The organism is Streptomyces sp. NPDC093544 (genome assembly GCF_040683495.1).
In the GTDB taxonomy this organism is placed as follows: domain Bacteria; phylum Actinomycetota; class Actinomycetes; order Streptomycetales; family Streptomycetaceae; genus Streptomyces.
Window position 1 is genome coordinate 273,077 of record NZ_JBFBEA010000004.1, and the last position, 17,357, is coordinate 290,433.

Genomic DNA, 17,357 nt, shown 5'->3' on the forward strand with positions numbered 1-17,357 from the left:
CCGCGTATGGCGGGATTCCGGTGGGATTCCCCCGCCGCCGGCTCAGTCGGAGTACCGCGGATGCACCAGCGTGGAGGGCAGGAGGCCGGGGATCCGGGTGCGGGAGGCCGCACGCGCGTCGGCGGCCAGCGCGGCGGGCGTGAGGGTACGCGGGCGCGGCCCGCCCGGATCCAGGCCCAGGGACGGACCCGTAGACGACTGACCCGTGGAGGACAGACCTGTAGACGACAGACCCGTGGAAGACAGACCTGTAGACGACAGACCCGTACCGGAAGTCTCCGCACCGGAGGCCAGGACGAACCCCCAGTCGTGCGGGGCCGGGGACGCGCCCGCCGTGCGGTCGGGGCCGGCCGCGAAGCCTGAGTCGCGACCGCCCACGCGGTAGGGCACGGTGCGCAGTCCGGCCGCGTGGATCGTCGTGTCGATCGTCCAGAAGACCCGGGGGCGGGTCTCCACGGGGCCCGCGTGGACCGCGAGGCGGCCACCGGGGGCCAGGACGCGGCGCACCAGGCCGTAGAACTCCTGGGAGTACAGCTTCGTGCTCGCCGTGATGCCGGGGTCGGGCAGGTCGGAGATCACCACGTCGTACGTCGAGGGGGCGCCGCGCAGCCAGTGGAAGGCGTCCGAGGTCATGACGTGCATGCGCGGGTCGTCGTACGCGTGTTCGTTGAGCTGGGAGAGCGCGGGGTCCTGGCGCGCCAACCGGACCACCCCGGCGTCGAGTTCGACCTCGTCGACATGGCGTACCCCGGGATACCGCAGCACCTCGCGGGCGGCTAGTCCGTCGCCGCCGCCGAGGATGAGCACGCGCGCGTGGGGACCGTTCATCGCGGGGTGGACGAGGGCTTCGTGGTAGCGGCGCTCGTCGCGGCCGCTGACCCGGAGGCGGCCATCGAGGAAGAGGTCGAGCGGGCGGCCGTGCGTACCGCCGGTGAGGACGACCTCCTGGACCCCCGTCTGGAGCGCGACCCGCACCTCCGCCCCGTACACCGCGTGCCGCGCCGCCCGTTCGAAGTCGTCGACCAGCACCGCCGCCGAGGCGAGGAGGCCGAGGACCAGGAGGTTGGCGATGACCAGTGCCCAGCGTGCGCGCCGGGTCAGGTCCTTTCGGAACAGGCCGAGTACGAGTGCGCCGCCGACCAGCGCGTTCACCCCGCCGGTGAGCAGCGCGCCGGTCAGCTGGCCGAGCCAGGGCAGCAGGAGGAAGGGAAAGGCCAGGCCGCCGACCAGTGCGCCCACGTAGTCCGCCGCGAAGAGGTCCGCCACCGCGCCGCCGGGGTCCTGGCGGCGGACTCGCTGTATGAGCTCCATGAGGAGGGGGACTTCGGCGCCGATCAGCAGGCCGATGGTGAGGGAGAAGGCGACGAGGAGGTAGCGGGAGCCGTCGCCCCATACGCCGCCCCAGTCGCCGGTCCACGCGAACACCGCGTACAGCGCTATCGCGCTGTAGCCGCCGACCAGGGCGAGCGCCGCCTCGACCGCGCCGAAGCCGGCCGCGGCGCGGGGGCGCAGCCGCTTCGCGGCGAGGGAGCCGATGCCCATGGCGAAGACCATGACGGAGAGGACCACGGAGGCCTGGGTGACCGAGTCGCCGATCAAGTACGAGGCGAGGGCGACGAGTTCGAGTTCGTACACGAGTCCGCACGCCGCACAGACGAACACGCCGGCGAGGACGAGGAACCGGCCGGTGCCCTGGCGGACAGGCAGCCGCGCCTGACCCTGGACGCCGCCCCAGGGAGGGGGCGCGCCAGGGGGTGCGGGCGCGTGCGGTTCGATCACGTTGCGAACGCTACGTCACAGCGGTACTACGCCTCGTCACCCACACGTGTGGAACTGTTGCGCTCAGGTGTGACCGGAGTTGATGCGGGCCACCGGCTACGCGCTGAGCAGATCCGCCTCCGCCGCCACCCGCACCCCCACCCTCGTCCGCGTCGCCACCAACTGCCCGTCCTGCGGATACGCGTGCCACGTACGCCAGTGCACCTGCCCCTCATGTCGCTGGGCCAGCATCGCGGTGAAGGCGTGGGGGCTGCCCGGGAAGACACCGGCGAGGCCGTTTGGGTGGTCGGAGACCAGGGCCAGCAACTCCTGGGCGCGGCCCGCGAAGGAGCCGTGGGAGAGGGTCTCGACGCGTGCCGCGAACTCGTACTCCCAGTCGCCGACCCGCTTGGCCACGCCGAGCGGAAGGGGCGTACTGCTGCCGGGGATGCACGCGACGGTCTCCGAACAGCTGCCCCGCGCCTCCTCCAGGAGTACCTGGTGGGACGCACCGAGCAGTCTCAACTGCATTTTCGCCCCGCCGAGTTCGAGATCGAGGGTCGCGAGCGCGGGCAGCGGCTCGCGCCCCAGGGTCCAGGCGAGGTCGGCCGCGCGCGTGTCGGTGTACGAGGTGTTGAGGGTTGTGAGCATGGGTCGGCTCCGCTAGCACGCAAAGGGAGGTGGGGGGTCCGGCACACCCGGTGGGTACCGGGGGTTCGGCCCGGTCAGCCCGGTCAGGAAGGACGATCCGAGGCCCTGTCGTCACCTCGGCGTCGCCCGCCGGAAGGGCGGTGCCGGGCGTCGCCCGGCAGACGTCATGGAGACGACAGGGCCTTGGGGCTGCTTTGGTGATTTAGAGGGAATCATGAACTGTGGTGCCACCACAGCGTTTTTACCCAACTTCGTGGGGTTTCCATCCCCCCGAGGGCTCCACAGCTCAACTGTTCAACAACGGCATACGCCCCGGCGTACGGAAGTGCCCGTCGGCGGCCGTCGCCGACGGGCACTTCTTCGTACTCCGGACGCGTTTCCCCTTGCGGAGCTCAGCTGCCCCGTGTCAGCTGCCTCCGCCGCATCCGCCCCCGCCGCCACAGGAGGACGAACCGCCCCCGCAGGAGGATCCACCTCCACAGGACGACGAACCCCCGCAGGTCGACGCGCCGCCCGCCCCGCCGGCCCACCAGCTGCCCGAGGAACCGCCGCCCGAGCGGGAGCGCCTCCCCTTCGCCGCTTTGACCGTCTTCGATGCCTTCGACGCGTTCGATGCCTTCGTCAGCGGGACCTTCTGGTCCGCCTTCTTCGTCTTGTCCTTCCGGCCGCGGAAGCCGAAGACCGCGACCAGCGTGCTGCCGAAGACCGCCAGGATGATGCCGATGATCATGGCGCCACCCTCCTTTCGTTCCCCCGAAGCGACCCCCCGTGGGCGCCTCGCATCTTGCGTGAGAGGGGGATGCCCCCGCGTCTCACGCGCCAAAGCAGAGTTGAGGAACTCCAGAGGGTTCTCTCTGGGCAGTGACCCCTGACCTGCGCAGAAGAGCAGGTCAGGGGCCGTCGGGATCTCACTGGGCCGTCTGTGGGCCGTGATCTTCCTGGAAGAGCCGCTGAAACACCGTGTCGATGGCACGGCGGGCACGCTCGCGGCTGTCGGGCATCAGGTGGGCGTACACCCGCAGCGTCAGCCCCGGGTCCGCGTGCCCCATGTACTCGCTGACAGCTTTGATGTTCTCGCCGGCATCCAGCAGCGCGGAGGCGTAGAAGTGGCGGAGGGCGTGCATGCCGTGCTCGCGTGCCGACTCGTATTTGCCGTGATCGTCTGCTTCCGGGATGAGGCCTGCGGCCGCGAGAGCGGGCTTCCACTCCTTGCCGTTGAAGTTGCTCCGCCAGACCATCCCGCCCTGTTCAGCGGTAAAGATCAGCCGGAAGGACACCAACGGGCCTTCCGGGGTGTCCCAAGGCAACGTGACCTCGACAGGCTTGAAGACGTCCATGTGCGCCCGGAGAGAGGCCGCCACGTGGTCGGGCAACGGCGCCTCCCGTGTCTTGCCGCCCTTGGGGAGAGCGAACACCGGGTGTCCTTCCACATGCTTGATCTGCCGAACGACACGGAGCGTGCGCCCTTCGAAGTCGACGGCATCCTCTGCCAGCCCGAAGATCTCGCCCTGACGTGGACCGCATCCGGCGCCCACATCGACCATCGGCCGGTATCGCACCGGAAGAGCCGATCGAACGGCGAACACCTGAGCGGGCAACCACGGGACGACGAGATACGGGGCAGGCTTGGGCCGGCGGACGGTTCGCGCACTGCACGGGTTACGGGACAGCAAGGTGTCGTCGACAGCGGCGGACAAGACCGACTGAACGTCCGCGAAGATGTTCCGTGTGTAGTTGGGGCCCACACCGGGCTTCTCTTCCAGCACGGCGAGGAGGTCCCTGATGTGTTCGGGCCGGAAGGTCCCGATCGGCCGAGACCCGAGCACCGGGTAGACGTGCAGCCGCAGGCGCCGGCCGAGTTCCTTCCGTGTCATCGGGCTGGACGTCTTGCTGACCAACCACTTCTCTGCGTACTCCCGGAACGTGATCTGTATGGACTTGGGGTCGGTGTACTGGCCGCGGGTCATGTCCGTCTCGATGGCGCTGAGCCACTTCTCAGCGACGCGCTTCATGCCGTCGGGGAAGCTCTTGGACTTCTCGCTGCCATCGGGCCCGACGTAGCGAGCGCGGTAGCGCATGCCCGTGCCGTACCGTTCGGACTTGACCTTGACCGACTTGCCGTTCGGCCCGGCCTCGGTCTTGTACCAGCGGTCTTGGACATGCCCGGCCATCAGGCTGCCCCTTCCATGAGGGACGCGACCCAGGCCCGTACGTCCTCGGGGTCGAAGCGGACGTAGCGACCGACACGGAAGCCTCGCGGTCCGATCCTCTTACGACGCCACTGGTAGACGGTCTCGACACTGGGCAGGCGCAGCAGCGTCACGAGATCTTCCGGGGTCAAGAACTGATCAGGCAGCGGGAGACTCATGCGCACACCTCCCAATCGTCCAGGTCGGATTGGTAGGGCAGTTCTTCGCGCGCAAGTTCTCGGTTGGTCCGGATGTCCTTCGCGATCGAGGCAGCGAGCCAGGACTCACCGGGGGTGTGGCCGTGGCCGGCGTAGGTCCAGTGGGCGAGAGTGAGCGTGGTTGCCTCCGGGTTGTCGTCGGGGTTGGGTAAGCCGAGGGAGGCGCGTTGCTGGGCTGCGCGGTAGTCGGCGCGGACCTGTCGGAGTGCGCCGAGGGTGGTCGAATAGCGGCGGGACTTGGTCGAGAAGTGCCCGCGGAAGCCGAGCATGTGAGCCCACTCCCGCAGCTTCCGGTCCGGGTAGAGCGCGTGCAGGTCGAGGCAGGCCTCAATCAGTCGGCGCGGGTGGTCGGGCACGTCGAGGAGTACGAGGGCTTCCTTGTTGCCGATCCGACGATCCACGGTGCCGGTTGTTTCGGCGGCTTTGGTGGCGTACTTGGCGACGTACGAGGCGACCGCGAGTTCGGTGATCTCTTCACCGTCGCCGAAGGCCTTGATGCGCTGGACGTCGAGCTGCGTGCCCCATCGCAGGGTCCGTGCAGGTTGGTCGCCCGCGGGAGGCACGTCGACCGCGACGCGGGCAGCTGCCGCGCCAATGGCGTCGGTGAGCAGGTCGACGGTGGCCCAGTGCGGGGGCGGGGTGTCGGGTCCTTCGGGTCCGTCGAAGCGGATCACGGCGTGGAAGTGGACGGCCCCGCGCTTCTGGTATTCGGCGACCTTGCCGAAGGACAGCCGCGACTGCTCATGGGCGGCTTTCTGCGTGAGGCCGGCCCGCTTGGCGATCTCGCGGCGGAGGTAGATCGTGAAGTAGCGCCACAGGTCGGATGCGTGGTTGTTCCACAGCACGGCGCCGGCGTAGTCGTAGGTCGTCGGGTTGAGCGGTGTGCCGAGCGCCGGGTCATCGGCGTCGTGGCGTGCACCGCACCGGCAGTGTCCGTTTCTTCCTTGCTTTAGCTTGTTAATGCTTTTGCCCTGATTGTGTACGGGGCCGAAGGAGGGGGCGGTGAGGGTGGCGAAGACGCGGGGGTGGTCGCGCACGGTGTGCGGGGTGCCCTTGGCGGGATCGCCGGTGAGTCCGGCGCGGATCAGGTGGTAGGTGTCGCCGGCGTAGGTCCAGGCGCAGGAGGGGCAGCGGGAGGCACGGCGGTTGCCGCAGGCGATACGGAGCATGCCGCCCGGCTCATGCTCGGTCGTGTACGCGTGCAGCACGGTCTTGGTGGTCGGGTCGATGGTCTTGGTTGCGCCGGTGAGGCGGATCGGGTCGGAGCATCCTCCGGTGCGGCGGATCTGTTCGTTCCAGCGGTCGAAGTCGTCGGCGCCGGCCACCCTCAACACGTCGGTGAGGGTGGCCGGGTCGAGACCCGCCAGGGTGGCGGCGTCGGTCACGCGAACACCTCCCGCCGACGGGCCGGGCGGATGGTTCCGGTACCGCGGCACGTGATGCACCGCGCGGTGATCGTGAGCAGGTGGCCGTGTCGGTCGCGGCCGCCGGAGGTGACCTTGGCGGAGGCGAAGCCGTCGCAGTCCGGGCAGACGTGCCCGGAGGCAGGGACGTGCTGCGGCATGATGGGTGAGCCCTTTCGGATCGATGGTCTGGAAGAGGTCAGGCCGTCCGGGGCGGCGGAAACTTGGCGGTTGAGGCCGCCCCGGAGGGCTCTACTTGCGGTAGCGGTTCTTGGACCGGACGGCCCGGGAGCGCGAGGGGCGTTTGCGGATCGCGTGGGACAGCTCCCGGCGCCTGGACTTGCGGTTGAGCGAGTAGGTGACCCCGCAGGTCGCGGAGAGCACGGCGATGATGGCGCCGGCGATGACCTGGACGACGAACGCGATCACCAGGAGTACGGCGATCGTGCCGACGACCTTGACCACGACCAGCACGATCGGACCGGTGTAGGAGCGGGGTGCTTCCTGCACGATCACGATCTTGTGGACGTCGGTGCCGGGCGGGATCTGCCGATACAGCTCGGTGGGGATGTGGCCGGCGCGGAACTGTTCGTCGGGCAGTTGCATGGAAGGCTTCTCCCTTCTCAGACCGTGCAGCGGTGGGTACGGGCAGCGAGTTCGGCAGCCGAGCGGTTTCCGTGCTCGGTGGAGAATCCGCAGTCGGGGGCGGTGCAGGCGGCGGTGTGCTTGATCTGTCCGCGGCCGTTGTTGAACGTGCCGACCCGGACAGGCCCGATGCGGATCACGTCGTAGAAGCGGTTCGGACGAGGCACTCGTTGATCTCCTTTCGTGTCAGGTGAGTTGGAGTTCGGCGGTGATCGCGTCGGACATGGGGCCGGGCAGTCCGAGCCGGGTGGAGAGAGCGTCCGCGCCCATCGGAGTTCCGGTCGTTGCCTGGTGCGTTTCGGCGATCTTTCGGGCGTGGTCCAGGAGCGCGGCCGGCACCTTGACCGCAGGCGTCACGGGTTCGGGCGACGCGGCGGGCAGCTCCGGGGCAGGCGGCGGTGTGGGGGTGTCGCGGTGCATGTCGACCGCGGTCACGGGCTCGTTATCCACAGCCTGTGCAGGCACCGCGGCGGGGGTCTTGTCGCCGGTGGGTGAATGGACGAGGAGGGTTCCGCCGAGGAAGGCCAGCGCGGGCCAGCCGGCGACGAGGATGCACAGCCAGTCCGGCACGTGCTCCAGGTCGAGGAGTCCCGCGGTGGCGATGTTCGCGCCCAGCGAGGCGACCAGGGCGATCACGAACCAGGTCCAGGCCGCTCCGTCCTTGCGAGCGGTCCGCAGTCGGCGCCACGCGGCCACCAGCAGCAGGTCGACGCTGACCGGGTAGGCCCAGGCCTTCCATCCGGTCTGTCCGGCGGCTTCGGCCAGGTCGTGCAGGTGGGCGAAGGACAGGGCACCGGCGATCACGGCCTGTATGAGCACGGCATCGACGCGGACCGAGCGGGACATGTCCTCACCTCCTTCAGGGAGTTGGGCCAAGGCAGGGCGGGGAACGTGTCCGGCCGCCCTGCCCCGGGCGGGTTCAGTCGGTGGCTTCGCCGGAGCCGAGGCAGGCCAGGCAGATACCGGCCTGTTGGCCGACGACGCGCTGTTTGCGGCCCACCCGGACGGTGCGGGAGACCTCCCCGGTCCCGTCGCACGGACGGCACTTCACGGGCTCGGGGGCGGGGTGTGCGGTGGGTTTGCGTGCGGCCATGGGTGGTGCTCCTTCCGGTTTTTGGCATGGGCGGGGGAGGGACCTGGCGCGAGGCGGTCACGCCAACCGATGGAAGTGCAGGTGCAGTTACTCGGTGACCGGCCGCGGAGCGACGTGCGGCCGGGCGTCCTCGGGTACCGGCACAGAGCGCACGGCCGGTCGGAACGGCGCGAGGAAGGACAGGTGCGGAGTCAGGGAGGCAAAGTCGCGGCACACGGCCGCCGCCTCATCCGGGGTGATCTCGGGGGTGCGGATGCGGGACCAGCCACCGGAGGTGTCACCGGCCACCGCGACGCCGGGACGATCCGGGGCAATCATCGTCACCGCGGTGACGGCATCGGGGGCGATGTCGCCCAGGCCCATCTCGCCTGTCTGCTTGTCGTTGACACGGTGCACGACGCGGCCGGTGAGCTGGGCACGGAGCATGGTGGCGCCCCTGCCGAGCTCGGAGCCGAAGCGCTGCCCGCAGACCTCCAGGTAGATGCCGATCGCACGGGCCATCTGACCCAGCCGCACCAGTTGCATGACCATCTGGTCCCGCGCCGCCTCATCCTTCTTCGCAGCCACGAGGAACAGTTCGGACACCTCGTCGATCAGGACCACCAGCGGGACCGGGCGGACAGCGTCCGGCAGGGCCCACAGGTCGGAAACCCCGTGATCGGCGAGCAGGTCGAAGCGGGATTCCATCTCGACAACCAGGGCATCGAGCAGTTGGCCGGCCGTCTCCGGGGTGGTGGCCAGGGCCGACAGGCGCGGTGCGTAGGGGCGTTGCTCCACACCGCGCTTGCAGTCGATGCCGACCAGGCCGACCGGGAGCCGGGCGAGGCCGGCGACAAGGTTGCGCTGATACATGGACTTGCCGGACTGGTTCGCGCCCAGTGTGAGCGCCATGGGCACCTTGCGGTAGTCGCGTTCGAACGCCGTGCCATCTTCGCGCAGGGCAACCGGCACGACCATGTCGCGAGGCCGGGCATTCCGCGGCATCCGCACCCGGCGCAGCACGTCGTAACCGGTCATCCGCAGTTCCACGAAGCCAGGCTTGACCTCAGTCACGGTGACCGAGTGCACGCCCCACGCGTGACGGAGTCGTTCGGAGGCCGCAACCAAGTCCGCGGGTTCCAGGCCGGCCGGGAGCCGTAGAGAGACCCGCAGCCCCGTGGAAGTACCCCACACGCGGCGGACCTTCGGCGGCACCGGACGAACCTCACGACGGGCCACGTTGCGGGTCATGAACGCCCGCATGGCGGACGGCTGGACCGTCAGACCGCAGACATCCATCGTGGACCGGTAGGTCCAGGTGAACCGGGTCCAGGTGACCGGGAGGCCGACCAGCGACCAGTACACGCGAGGAGCGCGGACCTTCGCGTAGCCGAGCCCACCGGCACCAGCGGCAGCCCCTGCGATCTCTAACAGGGTGGCCACATCTGTCATGGTCAGGCACCTGCCGGGGTGATCGCGACCGCGCTGAACGCAATACCCGAGCGCTTCTCACCCTTGATCACGTTGTCCCAGTCCCTGGCCTTCAGTCCGATGACCTGCACCGGCATACCCGGCGCGAGGCCCTCCGGGTAGCCGTTCTCGGGGATCGCGACCTTGAGGAGGTTGCCCTCCCCGTCGTCCGAGACGAGCAGGCCAACCGTCGACATGGCCCTGCCCTCCTGGTTCACGGCCCGCTCGCCGGTCGCGAAGTTCTTCACCTTCGGTTCCGGCGCGGTCGCCACGAACACGAGAGCGGTAGAAGTGTCGATCTTGAAGGACGGCATACGTCACTCCGATTCCTGAGGACCTCATGTCCTCTTAATGAGTGACTATAGCCTCAGGACCTCATGTCCTCAATAGGACTTGAGGAAAAAACATTCAGACCTCAGCTAGACTGATCGTGATGCGTAGGAGGATCCTGCGAAGGACAGGAGGACACCATGACTGAACAAACAGCCGGAGCGCCGAAGTACCAACGCGTCGCAAGCGCGCTCCGCCAGGCAATCCAAGGAGGGACCTACCGCCCCGGCCAGAAATTGCCGCCCGAGGATCAGCTAGCAGCGCAGTACCGCATGAGCGTGCCCACGGTTCGACAAGGCCTCAGCGTTCTTGTTGCCGAAGGGCTCATTGATCGCCAGCACGGCAAGGGCACGTTCGTCAAAGACGAGCACCCTCATACGCGCCGATCGCGCAACCGCTACGGACGCGCACGTCACGACAACAAGTTGCTGACTCGCGATCTTCAGCACTCCATCCTCTTCGCAGGCCGCGCACCGGTACCCGCTCACATCGCCAAGGTGATGGGACTCGAACCAGGGACTGAAGTCATCATCCGCCGCCGCCTACTCCGCGACAGGGAGACGGGACGTCCCGAGGAGATCGGCGCGAGCTACATCCTGGTGGAAGTGGCCGGAGGAACGTACGTCGAGGAACCCCAAGTCGTACCCAAAGCTCTATTCCTGTGTATCGAGGAGATCACCGGGAAGCGCTACACGCAGGCCCAGGATCTTTGGCGCGCACGCGTGCCCACGGGCGACGAGGCCACGGCTCTGGAGATGCCGGCAGGCATGCCTGTCATGCACGTCGTCCACACCGCACGCGCTGACGACGATCAGATTCTCGAAGTCTCCGAATCTGTCTGGCCCGCAGACCGAATCGTGATCGTTGACGAGTACGCCATTGAGCAAGAGGCCAGTCAGCCTGACGCACCGTCAAGCGTATGATGGTGCGAGCTGTTACAGGTTTCTCTACCTCATCAAGCCCCGCCCGTCGGGCGGGGAGGGGGAGCAACCGTCGGCAGCTCCAGCGTGAGCGATCGCAGAGGGAATGCCCCAGGCGCCCCAGGACCTGACATCACGCAGCACTATCGCGCAGAGCCCCCAGCCGTCCCATGCTTCACCAGCCAGCAGGACCGGCCCGACCGCGGGCACATCGTCCCCGGCGTGTGGGAGGGGTTGGGGGCTCTTGCCCGTCGGGCATCCGACGCGCTGGCCCACCGGCTTTCCAGCCGCTGCTACGGGATCACACCCACCGGCCCGCACTGCGGGCCGGCGCGAAGCTCGGGACTCGGGGCTGCGCTCATGCCTTCGGCCCGCGCCGCCCCGGCCCCGGCCCCGCGCCACCTGAAGATGCCCCGGGATGATTCCCGCTTCACGCTTCGGCACGCCAGGGTCGATGCATCGGACCGAGCCTGATTCCCATCCCTCACCCACCACCAGGGCCAGACCCCAGGCGCAGCCGTCATCGGCCCATCGCACGACCGGCGGAGGTCAGCCGGAGTGTCGCGGTGAGGACATCACGCCCGGGAATCCACCGCAGCGTGCAGAAAGCCGAGGCGGGGAAGTGGTGAGGTCAGTGGGGGCCGGGGCGGTCGCTCCGAGACTTTAAGGTCTGGTGATCCGCGGGGGCCCTCCGAGAGCAAGAAAGGGGGCCGAGTGCCTGCTTCGCACGGTGAGGATCAATGACCCTCTCCATTGGATCAAGTGTAATAGCCCCCTTTCATGCTCTCGCCCCACAGATCACCAGACCTCAAACTCTCTCCCCCGACCACGCAGCCAGCTCACGCCTGAGATGCCATAGGCTCCAAACATGGTGCAAATGAACGAAGTTGCCAAGATCAGGCAGAGGTGGATCGATGCCGGAAGTCCGGCATGTGAGCATCTCGAATTGGATCAGGAGTTCTACCTGGGGGCGCGAGACGAGGACTGGGCTTGCCTGAACTGTGGCGAGTCGTTCAACCGAAAAGAGAGGCAGGCCTTGCGAGAGGCCCAGCGTCAGCAGTCCTCGCCTCCAGGGAGCTGAACGTCGGCGGACCACGATGGCCCCGATACGTCCGGGGCCGTCTGTGGGCCGTCCGAAGGCAGTCGGCATCGACCAACAACGACAGATGACGACGGCTCCCATGCTGCTCAGAGTGGGTACACCGGATACCGCCGCAGGTCCCGACCCGTGAACGTGAGTTGAGGAACTCCAGAGCTTGGGCGCAGGATGACGGGCATGACCATCCACGCCCGCCGCCCCTTGCTCAACCGCCGGCTCGCCGAGTTCGGTACGACGATCTTCGCGGAGATGTCGGCCCTGGCCCTCAGTACCGGCTCGATCAACCTCGGCCAGGGCTTCCCCGACACCGACGGCCCCGAGGAGATCCGCGAGGCGGCGGTGCGCGCACTGCGCGACGGGCGCGGCAACCAGTACCCGCCGGGTCCTGGCGTACCCGAGCTGCGTACAGCGATCGCCGCGCACCAGAAGCACCGGTACGGACTGTCGTACGACCCCGACCGCGAGGTCCTCGTCACGGCGGGCGCCACGGAGGCCATCGCCGCGGCCCTGCTCGCGCTGCTCGAACCGGGCGACGAGGTGATCGCCTTCGAGCCCTACTACGACTCGTACGCGGCCTGCATCGCGATGGCGGGCGGGACCAGGGTCCCGGTCACCCTGCGTCCGCACGAGGGCAGCTTCCGGCTCGACCTCGACGAGCTGCGCGACGCCGTTACCGACAACACCCGGCTGCTGCTGATCAACACCCCGCACAACCCCACCGGCACCGTGCTCAGCCGCGAGGAGCTCACCGAGATCGCGCGGCTCGCCGTGGAGCGGGACCTCCTCGTGGTGACCGACGAGGTGTACGAGCACCTCGTCTTCGACGACGCCGAGCACCTGCCGCTGGCCTCGTTCCCGGGGATGCGCGAGCGGACGGTCACGATCGGCTCGGCCGGGAAGACCTTCTCCTTCACGGGCTGGAAGGTCGGCTGGATCACCTCGACCCCGGATCTCGTCACCGCCGTACGGTCGGCGAAGCAGTTCCTGACGTACGTGTCGTCGGGGCCGTTCCAGTACGCCGTCGCCGAGGCGCTCGCGCTGCCGGACTCCTACTTCGAGGGCTTCCGGGCTGACATGCTCGCCAAGCGCGACCTGCTGGCGGCGGGGCTCGCGGACGCCGGCTTCGAGGTCTACCGGCCCGCGGGCACGTACTTCGTCACCACCGACATCCGGCCGCTCGGCGAGTCCGACGGCTTCGCCTTCTGCCGCGCCCTGCCGGAACGCGCCGGTGTCGTCGCCATCCCGAACGCGGTCTTCTACGACCACCGCGAGGCGGGCGCCCCCTTCGTACGGTTCGCCTTCTGCAAGCGGACCGAGGTCCTGGCGGAGGCGGTCGAGCGGCTCAAGGCGGCCCGGTAGCGCGAAGAGTTCCCCACAGGCCAGTTCCTCACAGGCCGGTTCCCCACAGGCTGTGGACGAGCGCCGCGCTCGCAGGGACGGCGAGAGCCCGGCCCGGGCGCGCGACCGTGACGGTCGGCGCCCTGGCCGGGCTCTCGTTCGCGTACGGCGGCGCGCGCCTGGTCACGGTCGCGCACCTGCCACGCCAAGTCGCGGGGAGACTACTCCTCGTCGTCGCCGGGCTTCTCCGCCTCGTTGACTTCCTGCTCCAGGCCGAGCTGCTCGACGAGCCACTTGTCGAACTCGATGGCGGCGCGCACCCAGCTCACCGTCGACGACACGAAGTGCTCCAGGCTGACGCCCGTGCCGATCAGCATCTGTGCCTCGCCGATCAGGCGGACGGTGCCGTCGTCGTGCGTGTGGCTGTAGACCTTCGGCCACAGCGTGCGGCGGTTCCAGTCGTCGATGGACTCGAGGAGCGCGGGCTTCTCGTCGATCTGGTGCGGCCGGTCGTAGAACGTCCGCACCGAGAAGACCTGCTGGTCGCCCTCACCGCGGAACATGAAATACGTACGGAACTGCTCCCACGGCGCCGCGAGGTCACCCTCGTCGTCCAGGACGTACTTCAGCTCCATCTGTTCCAGGAGCTGCTTCACAAGGTCCTGATCCGGGACGACGGGGCCCGCCGGTCCGCCGGGCTGCGGCTCGGGCTGGCCCCCGAAGTTCGGAATCGAAGACGGGTCGATGGACATCTGTGACACTCCTGCAGTCGTCTGACTCGTCCGGCCATCGCTGAGACCAGACGTTCGCACCCCACCCTCTCTCGCCTCGCACCCAACCTGCAACAGCCTCGCCCCCCGGCTGCCGCCGAGGGGCCGGATTCAGCGCTGTGAGCTGCGGGGCTCCGGGGCGAAACCCGTCGAGAGCCGACGAGGGCCGACGAGAGAGCCGTCGAGACCCTTGGAGCCCGCAGCTCCACGACGGGGCCGGCGTACTACAGCGTCTTGCCCGTCGCCGGACCCACGATCAGCCCGGCCCCGAAGGCGTCCACCCGGACCGTGTCGCCGTCCTTGACCTCGCCCGCGAGGATCTCCTTGGCGAGGCGGTCGCCGATGGCGGTCTGGATGAGGCGGCGCAGCGGGCGGGCACCGTAGGCGGGGTCGTTGCCCTCCTCGGCCAGCCAGGCCAGGGCCTCGTCGCTGACCTCCAGGGTGAGCCGCCGCTGAGCGAGGCGCCCCGCGAGCCGGTCGATCTGGAGCCTGGCGATGCGCTCCAGCTCTTCCTTGTTCAGGGCCGAGAAGACCACCAGGTCGTCCAGCCGGTTCAGGAATTCCGGCTTGAAAGAGGTCCGTACGACCTCCAGCACCTGTTGCTTCTTCTCCTCGGCGGAGGACAGCGGATCGACCAGGAACTGGCTGCCCAGATTCGAGGTGAGGATCAGGATGGTGTTGCGGAAGTCGACCGTCCGGCCCTGACCGTCCGTCAGGCGGCCGTCGTCCAGCACCTGGAGCAGGATGTCGAAGACCTCGGGGTGCGCCTTCTCGACCTCGTCGAGAAGCACGACGCTGTACGGCCGCCTGCGCACCGCCTCGGTGAGCTGGCCGCCCTCCTCGTATCCGACGTAGCCGGGCGGCGCGCCGACCAGGCGGGCGACGCTGTGCTTCTCGCCGTACTCGCTCATGTCGATGCGGACCATGGCGCGCTCGTCGTCGAAGAGGAAGTCCGCGAGGGCCTTGGCGAGTTCGGTCTTGCCGACGCCGGTGGGGCCGAGGAAGAGGAAGGATCCGGTGGGCCGGTCGGGGTCGGCGATTCCGGCGCGCGTGCGTCGCACGGCGTCGGACACCGCCTGCACGGCCTCCGCCTGCCCGATCAGCCGGCGTCCCAACTCCTCCTCCATGCGCAGGAGTTTCTGCGTCTCGCCTTCGAGGAGGCGTCCCGCCGGGATGCCGGTCCAGGCGCCGACCACGTCCGCGATCTCGTCGGGCCCGACCTCCTCCTTCACCATGGTGTCCTTGGAGACCTCCACCTCGGCCTCGGAGGCCTCCTCCAAGTCCCTTTCCAGGGTGGGGATCTCGCCGTACAGCAGCTTGGATGCGGTGTCGAAGTCGCCGTCGCGCTGGGCACGTTCGGCCTGGCCACGGAGTTCGTCGAGCTTCTCCTTCAGCTCACCGACGCGGTTGAGGGACTGCTTCTCCTTCTCCCAGCGGGCGGTCAGGCCGCGCAGCTCCTCCTCCCTGTCGGCGAGGTCGCGGCGCAGCTTTTCGAGGCGCTCGCGCGAGGCCGGATCGGTCTCCTTCTCCAGCGCCAGCTCCTCCATCCGCAGCCGGTCCACCTGGCGCTGGAGCTCGTCGATCTCAAGGGGTGACGAGTCGATCTCCATGCGCAGCCGGGACGCGGCCTCGTCGACGAGGTCGATGGCCTTGTCGGGGAGGAAGCGGGAGGTGATGTACCGGTCGGAGAGCGTGGCGGCGGCGACCAGCGCGCTGTCCGCGATCACGACCTTGTGGTGGGCCTCGTACCGCCCCTTGAGCCCGCGCAGGATCGCGATGGTGTCCTCGACGGATGGTTCGGCGACCAGCACCTGCTGGAAGCGGCGCTCCAGGGCGGGGTCCTTCTCGATCCGCTCCCGGTACTCGTCGAGCGTCGTCGCACCCACCATGCGCAGCTCACCGCGCGCGAGCATGGGCTTCAGCATGTTGCCGGCGTCCATGGACGAGTCGCCGCCGGCGCCCGCGCCCACGACGGTGTGCAGCTCGTCGATGAAGGTGATGATCTGCCCGTCGGAGCCCTTGATCTCGGCGAGGACGGTCTTGAGCCGCTCCTCGAACTCACCGCGGTACTTGGCGCCCGCGACCATGGCGCCGAGGTCGAGCGAGACGAGCCGCTTGTTCTTGAGGGACTCGGGCACATCGCCCTTGATGATCCGCTGGGCGAGCCCCTCCACGACGGCCGTCTTGCCGACGCCGGGCTCACCGATGAGGACGGGGTTGTTCTTGGTACGCCGGGACAGGACCTGCACCACCCGGCGGATTTCCTGGTCCCTGCCGATGACGGGGTCGAGCTTGCCCTCACGGGCGGCGGCGGTGAAGTCGGTGCCGAACTTTTCGAGCGCCTTGTACTGGCCCTCGGGATCCGGGGTGGTCACCCGGCGCCCTCCCCTGCTCTTCTGGAACGCGTCGAGGAGCTTCTTGGCGTTCGCCCCCTGCTGGGAGAGTACGTCGCCGGTCCGGCCGCCCTTCGCGGCGATTCCGATGAGCAGATGCTCGGTGGAGATGAACTCGTCGCCGAGCTCCTTCGCCCGTTCGGCCGCGTCGGCGATGACGGCGAGCAGTTCACGGTTGGGCTGCGGGGGCGCGACGGTGGATCCGGTCACGCTGGGCAGACCGGCGAGCACGCGCTCGGCGCCGGCCCGCACGGAGGCCTGGTCGGCCTCGACGGCGGCCAGCAGATCGAGGATGTTCTCGTTGTCCTCGCCCTCCAGCAGCGCAAGCAGCAGATGGGCAGGGGTGAGGTCCGGATGGCCCCCGGAGACGGCCCGGGTGCTGGCCGCGTTGATCGCGTCCCGGCTCCTGTTGGTCAGCTCTGCGTCCACGGTCGCGCTCTCCTCCTGGGGTTCCTGGGCTGGTCAGCCTCTGTCTCCATGCTGAGTGTGCCAACGAGCACAAAGTTGAGTCTATTCCACTCAAGGCTGGTCCGGAAGCGGATCCGGGCCGAGTGGAAGTCGGGGCCGGAAGGAAGCCCGGACCGAGCGGAAGCCGGGGCCGGGAAGTAGATTCGGGCCTCATGGCTTCCTCGTACCCAGTGGACCCGCGACGGCCGGACGCCGCCTACCTCAGCTTCTGGCGGGAGAGGCACCTGTGCACGCTGACGACCCTTCGACCCGACGGCAGCCCACATGTGGTGCCGGTCGGGGTTACATACGATCCCGAGGCCGGTCTGGCTCGGGTGATCGCGAACAAGTCCAGCGCGAAGGTGGGGCATGTGCTGGCCGCGGGTCCCGACGGGGTGCGGGTGGCCGCCTGCCAGGTCGACGGGCGCCGCTGGGCGACCCTGGAGGGGCGTGCGACGGTGTCCGTCGACCCCGGGCGCATCACGGAGGCGGAACGGCGCTACACGGAGCGGTACGGGCGGGAGCCGTCCCCCAACCCGTCCCGGGTGGTGATCGAGATCGAGCTGGCCTCGGCGCTGGGACGCGGCTGATTTCGGCCGCTCTGGAATGGGCCCACACCTGGAGATTTCACGTAAAACTGCAGCGGCGTCACCG

At 68.8% G+C, this 17,357-nt stretch carries 19 protein-coding genes; 3 read left to right on the forward strand and 16 right to left on the reverse strand.

The genetic code is table 11. The features are described from left to right. Positions 1-42: 42 nt before the first annotated feature. From AB0N66_RS07455 to AB0N66_RS07515, 13 genes are all read right to left on the reverse strand, one after another. Entirely contained in the window at positions 43-1,779 is a 1,737-nt protein-coding gene (locus tag AB0N66_RS07455) for a polyamine aminopropyltransferase (RefSeq protein ID WP_365429948.1), read from the reverse strand. 96 nt (positions 1,780-1,875) lie between these two features. Beyond that, a complete protein-coding gene (locus AB0N66_RS07460; RefSeq protein ID WP_365429950.1) occupies positions 1,876-2,409 on the reverse strand; it encodes a DUF2617 family protein in 534 nt (177 codons plus the stop codon). A gap of 406 nt (positions 2,410-2,815) precedes the next feature. Next, on the reverse strand, positions 2,816-3,139 hold the full coding sequence (locus tag AB0N66_RS07465; protein ID WP_365429952.1) for a hypothetical protein: 324 nt from the start codon (positions 3,137-3,139) through the stop codon (positions 2,816-2,818). Between the two features lie 178 nt (positions 3,140-3,317). After that, positions 3,318-4,580 (reverse strand): site-specific integrase, encoded by a 1,263-nt coding sequence (locus AB0N66_RS07470; RefSeq protein ID WP_365429954.1) that lies wholly within the window; start codon positions 4,578-4,580, stop codon positions 3,318-3,320. Further along, positions 4,580-4,777: a helix-turn-helix domain-containing protein gene (locus AB0N66_RS07475; RefSeq protein WP_365429956.1), complete on the reverse strand. Its 198-nt coding sequence runs from the start codon at positions 4,775-4,777 to the stop codon at positions 4,580-4,582. The genes AB0N66_RS07470 and AB0N66_RS07475 overlap by 1 nt, the downstream gene beginning before the upstream one ends. Next, the gene (gene repSA, locus AB0N66_RS07480; RefSeq protein ID WP_365429958.1) at positions 4,774-6,201 is read right to left on the reverse strand and encodes a replication initiator protein RepSA; all 1,428 of its coding nucleotides are present in this window, start codon (positions 6,199-6,201) and stop codon (positions 4,774-4,776) included. Before repSA ends, AB0N66_RS07475 begins: the two co-directional genes overlap by 4 nt. Continuing rightward, positions 6,198-6,380, reverse strand: coding sequence for a hypothetical protein (locus tag AB0N66_RS07485; RefSeq protein ID WP_365429960.1), 183 nt, complete (start codon positions 6,378-6,380; stop codon positions 6,198-6,200). The genes repSA and AB0N66_RS07485 overlap by 4 nt, the downstream gene beginning before the upstream one ends. Before the next feature lie 91 nt (positions 6,381-6,471). Beyond that, positions 6,472-6,825 carry a hypothetical protein gene (locus AB0N66_RS07490; RefSeq protein WP_365429962.1) on the reverse strand — a complete coding sequence of 118 codons (354 nt, stop codon included), beginning with the start codon at positions 6,823-6,825 and terminating at the stop codon, positions 6,472-6,474. Between the two features lie 17 nt (positions 6,826-6,842). Further along, positions 6,843-7,031, reverse strand: a complete 189-nt coding sequence (locus AB0N66_RS07495) for a mobile element transfer protein (RefSeq protein WP_365429964.1) — start codon at positions 7,029-7,031, stop codon at positions 6,843-6,845. 19 nt (positions 7,032-7,050) lie between these two features. Next, a complete protein-coding gene (locus AB0N66_RS07500; RefSeq protein WP_365429966.1) occupies positions 7,051-7,710 on the reverse strand; it encodes a DUF2637 domain-containing protein in 660 nt (219 codons plus the stop codon). A gap of 73 nt (positions 7,711-7,783) precedes the next feature. Beyond that, positions 7,784-7,957, reverse strand: a complete 174-nt coding sequence (locus tag AB0N66_RS07505; RefSeq protein ID WP_365429968.1) for a hypothetical protein — start codon at positions 7,955-7,957, stop codon at positions 7,784-7,786. Between the two features lie 87 nt (positions 7,958-8,044). After that, positions 8,045-9,388 carry an FtsK/SpoIIIE domain-containing protein gene (locus tag AB0N66_RS07510; RefSeq protein WP_365429970.1) on the reverse strand — a complete coding sequence of 448 codons (1,344 nt, stop codon included), beginning with the start codon at positions 9,386-9,388 and terminating at the stop codon, positions 8,045-8,047. Between the two features lie 2 nt (positions 9,389-9,390). Continuing rightward, a complete protein-coding gene (locus tag AB0N66_RS07515; protein ID WP_365429972.1) occupies positions 9,391-9,720 on the reverse strand; it encodes a hypothetical protein in 330 nt (109 codons plus the stop codon). A 156-nt stretch (positions 9,721-9,876) separates the two neighbouring features. Between AB0N66_RS07515 and AB0N66_RS07520 the strand changes: the two genes are divergently transcribed. Together AB0N66_RS07520 and AB0N66_RS07525 are read left to right on the forward strand one after the other, a co-directional pair. Next, positions 9,877-10,659 (forward strand): GntR family transcriptional regulator, encoded by a 783-nt coding sequence (locus tag AB0N66_RS07520; protein ID WP_365429974.1) that lies wholly within the window; start codon positions 9,877-9,879, stop codon positions 10,657-10,659. A 1,264-nt stretch (positions 10,660-11,923) separates the two neighbouring features. Continuing rightward, on the forward strand, positions 11,924-13,114 hold the full coding sequence (locus tag AB0N66_RS07525; RefSeq protein ID WP_365429976.1) for a pyridoxal phosphate-dependent aminotransferase: 1,191 nt from the start codon (positions 11,924-11,926) through the stop codon (positions 13,112-13,114). Positions 13,115-13,142: 28 nt separating this feature from the next. Here the strand turns inward: AB0N66_RS07525 and AB0N66_RS07530 are convergent, their stop codons facing one another. From AB0N66_RS07530 to clpB, 3 genes are all read right to left on the reverse strand, one after another. Then, positions 13,143-13,280: a hypothetical protein gene (locus AB0N66_RS07530; RefSeq protein WP_365429978.1), complete on the reverse strand. Its 138-nt coding sequence runs from the start codon at positions 13,278-13,280 to the stop codon at positions 13,143-13,145. 34 nt (positions 13,281-13,314) lie between these two features. Then, the gene (locus tag AB0N66_RS07535; RefSeq protein WP_365429980.1) at positions 13,315-13,845 is read right to left on the reverse strand and encodes a YbjN domain-containing protein; all 531 of its coding nucleotides are present in this window, start codon (positions 13,843-13,845) and stop codon (positions 13,315-13,317) included. A gap of 242 nt (positions 13,846-14,087) precedes the next feature. Beyond that, positions 14,088-16,685 (reverse strand): ATP-dependent chaperone ClpB, encoded by a 2,598-nt coding sequence (gene clpB / locus AB0N66_RS07540; RefSeq protein ID WP_365429982.1) that lies wholly within the window; start codon positions 16,683-16,685, stop codon positions 14,088-14,090. Positions 16,686-16,876: 191 nt separating this feature from the next. On the opposite strand from clpB, the gene AB0N66_RS07545 reads away from it, so the two are divergent. Beyond that, positions 16,877-17,293 (forward strand): TIGR03618 family F420-dependent PPOX class oxidoreductase, encoded by a 417-nt coding sequence (locus AB0N66_RS07545; protein WP_365429984.1) that lies wholly within the window; start codon positions 16,877-16,879, stop codon positions 17,291-17,293. Positions 17,294-17,357: the final 64 nt, after the last annotated feature.

Coding starts and splice junctions, on each gene's coding strand:
- AB0N66_RS07460 (WP_365429950.1), bottom strand. CDS start 2,409: ATGCTCACAACCCTCAACACCTCGTACACCGACACGCGCGCGGCCGAC.
- AB0N66_RS07465 (WP_365429952.1), bottom strand. CDS start 3,139: ATGATCATCGGCATCATCCTGGCGGTCTTCGGCAGCACGCTGGTCGCG.
- AB0N66_RS07470 (WP_365429954.1), bottom strand. CDS start 4,580: ATGGCCGGGCATGTCCAAGACCGCTGGTACAAGACCGAGGCCGGGCCG.
- AB0N66_RS07475 (WP_365429956.1), bottom strand. CDS start 4,777: ATGAGTCTCCCGCTGCCTGATCAGTTCTTGACCCCGGAAGATCTCGTG.
- AB0N66_RS07485 (WP_365429960.1), bottom strand. CDS start 6,380: ATGCCGCAGCACGTCCCTGCCTCCGGGCACGTCTGCCCGGACTGCGAC.
- AB0N66_RS07490 (WP_365429962.1), bottom strand. CDS start 6,825: ATGCAACTGCCCGACGAACAGTTCCGCGCCGGCCACATCCCCACCGAG.
- AB0N66_RS07500 (WP_365429966.1), bottom strand. CDS start 7,710: ATGTCCCGCTCGGTCCGCGTCGATGCCGTGCTCATACAGGCCGTGATC.
- AB0N66_RS07505 (WP_365429968.1), bottom strand. CDS start 7,957: ATGGCCGCACGCAAACCCACCGCACACCCCGCCCCCGAGCCCGTGAAG.
- AB0N66_RS07510 (WP_365429970.1), bottom strand. CDS start 9,388: ATGACAGATGTGGCCACCCTGTTAGAGATCGCAGGGGCTGCCGCTGGT.
- AB0N66_RS07515 (WP_365429972.1), bottom strand. CDS start 9,720: ATGCCGTCCTTCAAGATCGACACTTCTACCGCTCTCGTGTTCGTGGCG.
- AB0N66_RS07520 (WP_365429974.1), top strand. CDS start 9,877: ATGACTGAACAAACAGCCGGAGCGCCGAAGTACCAACGCGTCGCAAGC.
- AB0N66_RS07525 (WP_365429976.1), top strand. CDS start 11,924: ATGACGGGCATGACCATCCACGCCCGCCGCCCCTTGCTCAACCGCCGG.
- AB0N66_RS07535 (WP_365429980.1), bottom strand. CDS start 13,845: ATGTCCATCGACCCGTCTTCGATTCCGAACTTCGGGGGCCAGCCCGAG.
- AB0N66_RS07545 (WP_365429984.1), top strand. CDS start 16,877: ATGGCTTCCTCGTACCCAGTGGACCCGCGACGGCCGGACGCCGCCTAC.